Source organism: Streptomyces sp. NPDC059142 (assembly GCF_042755665.1).
In the GTDB taxonomy this organism is placed as follows: Bacteria; Actinomycetota; Actinomycetes; order Streptomycetales; family Streptomycetaceae; genus Streptomyces.
On record NZ_JBHZDA010000082.1, the window covers coordinates 1 to 3,989 of the forward strand.

The following is a 3,989-nucleotide window of genomic DNA, read 5'->3' on the forward strand; positions in this document are numbered from 1 at the left end:
GCCCCGTACGTTCGCGTACGGGGCACGGCCCTCGGCGTATGCGGGGGTGGGTCCGGGAAGCATCGAACCATCCGGTGCGTTTCATTAATCGGATCATCCGTCCGACAGGTGTGGAGATCGACTGTTTCTTTGGCGGGTATCGGTCACGCACGGTCGCCGTACCGTTGATTCCGGTTGTGGGGAGGGTGTATTGGCGTGAACTTGCCCTCGGCGTATGTTGCTCTGCGTAACCATTCGGATATATAGTAGATAGCGGTTGTGTGCTCAACCAAATCGAGTGGAGGCAAGGATGCAACGTGCCTGGGAGGCAGATCCGACCGCGTTATTCTTCCGACGGCTGGGAAAATCGGCGAAGGAATTAGGGAATTCCGACGGAAAGGATCAGTGCCCGGACATCTGGCAGCTCGACAACGGTGATATCGCCGTGATCGGCACGGACCTCACGTCCCACTACGCGCCCCGGCTGCCGGACGGCGTCGCGCTCGCCGCGGACGAGCGGCTCGTGGTCATCCCCGGGAACATGCTCCGGGCCGCCAAACCGGATATCACCGATGCTTGACCTCGGCGCCCCCGCCCTGCGCCGCGAGCAGGGTGTGCGCCTTTCCGGGGAAAGCTACAAGCGGGAGTTCTGGGAGCGGGACGAGGCAATCCACGACCGGGACTCGTGGAAACTGGAGCGCCGGCAGCACTTCGAGGAACAGGGCAGTCCCAGTCGTGACGCGCTTTCCCGCGGGGACTGGGCGGAATCGCTGAGGCTCATGGAGGAACGGCGCGAGAATCTTCTCGCCGCCGCCCGTGAGGACGAGCGGCGCAATTCCCTGTTCCATCGGGTAAGGGTGGTGGAACAGCCGCTGACGCCGTACCTGCAGTGGGAGCTGCACTCGCTGCGGCAGCAGGCGGAATGCGGAATGCGGGTGAGAGTGGTCGGCGCCGAGCTGGTGGCACCGTCGGAGAGCGACGGTCTCCTGCCGGAGCTGGTCGTCCTCGGCGGTGACGTGCTGTATCAGGTGCTCTACACCGAATCCGGCGTCCCCGACGGCGCGGTCCGTCATACCGACCCCGAGGTCGTGGGGGTCTGGGAAAGCTACATCAAGTACCTCTACCGGGCGGGCGAGGATGTGACGAGCTACTTCGACCGCGAGGTGGCCCACCTTCCTCCGCCGGGACCGGCACCCGCACCCGCCCCCGCACCGAATGCGGATTGAGGGCTTTCCGTCGGGGGTCCGGCCGGGCTCTCGACGTGCGGCCACCGCGCCGCGCGGCGTCGGCGGCGGATGCGGGGGACAGGGCGCTCCCGCGTCGCCTTCCCTCTCCGCCCCGCGATCCACGGCACCGGTCCCCGTCCCCTGATCCAGCCAGATCCACACGAAAGGCCCCAGGCGATCAACGAGTCCAGCAGAAGCGAGGGTTACCCCGGCTCGTCGCGAAACGACCTGTCGGGGAAATCCCGCGATGTCGTACAGGCGGGAAGTGTCAGCGGCGGAATTCATTTCCATGAGCGCCACGCACCGGCGGATGACGGCCCCTCGAATCACACCCCACGTCAACTCCCCGCCGATGTAAGACAATTCGTCAACCGCACGGACGAACTGAACCAGTTGAACGCCGTGTTGGCCGACGAAGAAGGCCGTCCGCTGGTCATCTCCGTCTGTGTCATCGCGGGCACCGCCGGCGCGGGAAAGACCTCGCTCGCCCTGCGCTGGGCCCATCAGGTCCAGGAACGCTTCCCCGACGGGCAGCTTTACGTCAATCTCCGCGGTTACGACCCGGGGGAGCCGGTCACCGCCCAGGAGGCCCTGCACCGCTTCCTGCCCGCGCTCGGGGTACGTAGCTCCTCCGTGCCGCAGGATCCCGACGCAGCCGCCGCGCTGTACCGCTCCCTCCTCGCCGACCGGCGGATACTGATCATCCTCGACAACGCGGCCACGGTCGCCCAGGTCCGCCCGCTGCTCCCCGGCAGCAAGGACTGCCTCGTGGTCGTGACCAGCCGCAGCAGGCTCTCCGGGCTCGCCGTCCGGGACGGGGCGCGCAGGCTGACGCTGGGCACCCTGCCCCAGCCCGAGGCCGTCGCCCTGCTCCGCGCGGTCACCGCCGGATACCGGCCCGAGGACGACGCGGACAAGCTCACCGAACTGGCCGAACTCTGCGCCCGGCTGCCGCTGGCGCTGCGGATCGCCGCCGAACGCGCCGCCAGCCACCCGCACATGCGGCTCGACGACCTGATCGCGGACCTGCGGGACGAGAGCGCCCTGTGGGACGCGCTCTCCACCGGTGACGACGACGAGGCAGAAGCGGTCCGTACGGTCTTCGCCTGGTCCTACCGCGCCCTGCCCGACCAGGCCGCCCGTCTCTTCCGGCTGCTCGGACTCCACCCGGGACCCGAGTTCGGCCTGCACGCCGCCGCCGCGCTCAGCGCGCTGCCCGCGGGGCGCGGCCGGCAACTGCTGGACTCCCTCGTCGGTGCCCACCTGCTGGAGCAGACCGGGCCCGACCGCTACCAGTTCCACGACCTCCTGCGCGCCTACGCCACCGACCAGGCGACCCAGGAGGAGCCGGCCGCGGAGCGGGACGCCGCCCTCCACCGCGTACTCGACTGGTATCTGCACACCGCCGACGCGGCCCAGAGCTGGATCAGCCCCGCCGAACCCCATCTGGACCTCGCCCCGCCCGCCGACGGCGTGCGCCCGGGTGCGTTCACGGAGTACGACGCCGCCGTGGACTGGGCCGAGCGCGAACACACCAACCTGCTCCAGGCCGTCCGCACCGCCGCCTCCACCGGACATGACGAACGCGCCTGGAAGCTCGCCGCCGTACTGGCCAACGCCCGCTACCCCTCCGCCCCGCCGGCGGACTGGCCGGCCGTCGGCCGGATCGGCCTGGAGGCCGCACGGCGGCTGGGCGAGCGCGCCGGGGAGGCGCTGCTCCTCACGGAGCTGGGCATGGGCTACGCCCGGGTCAACCACCTCACCGAGAGCCACGAGAGCCACCAGAGCGCCCTGGTGATCTGGCGCGAGCTGGGGGACCGGCTCGGCGAGGCCCATTCCCTCAATCTGATCGGCCTGTTCCACCTCCGCGGCCGTCAACTCGACCAGGCGGCCGACCACTTCGAGGAGGCCATCGCCGTCTTCCGCGAGCAGGGCTCGGACCACTGGGCGGCCACCGCGCTCTCCAACCTCGCCAGCACCCACTACGAGGCAGGACGGCTCCCGGAGGCCGCCACCGTCACCCGGCAGGCGCTGGAGGCCCACCGCTCGCTGGAGAACCAGCGGGGCGAGGGCAACATCCTGCGCCTGCTGAGCCGGATCGCGTGCGAGCGGGGCGAGACGGAGGAGGCCCTCGCCTCGGCGCGGGCCGCGCTCGACATCGCGCTCGCGCTGCGCGACCACCGGCTGGAGGGGTACTGGCTGCTGCCCCTGGGCGACGCCCAGCGCGTGAGCGGCGCGCTCGCCGACGCCCTGGAGTCGTACCAGCGCTCCGCGACGCTCCACCGCCGGCTCGGCGACCGCAGCCGCGAGGCCCAGGCATGGCACGGCGCGGCCCTCGCCTACCGCGCGCTCGACCGGGACGAGGAGGCCGCGCACTTCCAACGGCAGGCGGTCACGGCCCACCGCGAGCTGGGCGACGCCTGGGACGAGGCGCGGGCACTGGACGGGCTCGCGGACCTGCTCCACGCCACCGCCCCCGCGGAGGCCGTACCGCACTGGACACGGGCGCTGGAGCTCCTCGACGGATACGACGACCCCCGGGCCACGGCGCTGCGCGAGCGCGTCGGGCGGGATCTGGCGGCGGCCCCGCCCGGGTGACCCGTGGAGCGGCGCCCTCCGCGGACCGGGACAGCGGACCGGGACAGCGGACCGGGTCGGCAGACCGGGACAGCGGAACGGGACGGCAGACCCGACAGCGGAACGGGACAGCGGAACCGGACGCGGGACGCGGAACTGAAAGGGGCGGGGGAACCCGCCAGCGGCCGGGGACACCCCCCCCCCCAC

Annotated in this window: 3 protein-coding genes; all 3 read left to right on the top strand. The window is 71.1% G+C overall.

Annotated features, from left to right (window positions below):
* The first annotated feature begins 289 nt into the window (after positions 1-289).
* The 3 genes from ACFXPK_RS24995 to ACFXPK_RS25005 all read left to right on the top strand — a co-directional run bounded on the left by ACFXPK_RS24995 (position 290) and on the right by ACFXPK_RS25005 (position 3,803).
* Positions 290-559, top strand: coding sequence for a hypothetical protein (locus ACFXPK_RS24995; RefSeq protein ID WP_385002982.1), 270 nt, complete (start codon positions 290-292; stop codon positions 557-559).
* On the top strand, positions 552-1,205 hold the full coding sequence (locus tag ACFXPK_RS25000; RefSeq protein WP_385002986.1) for a DUF6879 family protein: 654 nt from the start codon (positions 552-554) through the stop codon (positions 1,203-1,205). The genes ACFXPK_RS24995 and ACFXPK_RS25000 overlap by 8 nt, the downstream gene beginning before the upstream one ends.
* Positions 1,206-1,484: 279 nt before the next feature.
* Complete coding sequence (locus tag ACFXPK_RS25005) at positions 1,485-3,803, top strand: ATP-binding protein (protein WP_385078799.1); 2,319 nt, start codon at positions 1,485-1,487, stop codon at positions 3,801-3,803.
* Positions 3,804-3,989 lie beyond the last annotated feature (186 nt).